The sequence below is a fragment of the Chryseobacterium sp. SIMBA_029 genome (assembly GCF_046535275.1).
GTDB lineage: Bacteria > Bacteroidota > Bacteroidia > Flavobacteriales > Weeksellaceae > Chryseobacterium.
This window is the reverse complement of the sequence record NZ_JAWRXA010000255.1, coordinates 1-276: the sequence shown is the minus strand read 5'-3', so window position 1 is coordinate 276 and position 276 is coordinate 1. Positions and strand designations below refer to the sequence as shown.

The 276-nt window shown below is 58.3% G+C and carries 1 protein-coding gene; it reads right to left on the bottom strand.

The genetic code is table 11. The features are described 5' to 3' along the window. Window positions 1-141: 141 nt before the first annotated feature. Window positions 142-264: a hypothetical protein gene (locus SB679_RS24040; RefSeq protein ID WP_410704754.1), complete on the bottom strand. Its 123-nt coding sequence runs from the start codon at window positions 262-264 to the stop codon at window positions 142-144. Window positions 265-276 lie beyond the last annotated feature (12 nt).

The window sequence follows — 276 nt, the reverse complement described above, 5'->3', positions numbered from 1 at the left end:
CTTCGCGCAAGACGTTGCGAATCACATCAAGAGCCTTTTTCATCTGAGCCCCCCGAAAAAAGTTTCTTTCTCAAGCGCACTTCGCCGGTACGACGCAAGGAACTGCCCTGAAGCACGTACGGGCAGTTCCTTTGCCGTCGGTTATGCGGCGGCGGCAGCAGCGGCACCGGTCATTCTCACGCCGAGAGCGTTGAACAGAGCGTTGAGTTGCGTGCCGAGAAGTGTTGCGCCGGCGATAATGGCTACCCCCACCAACGCAGCCAGCAGGCCATATTC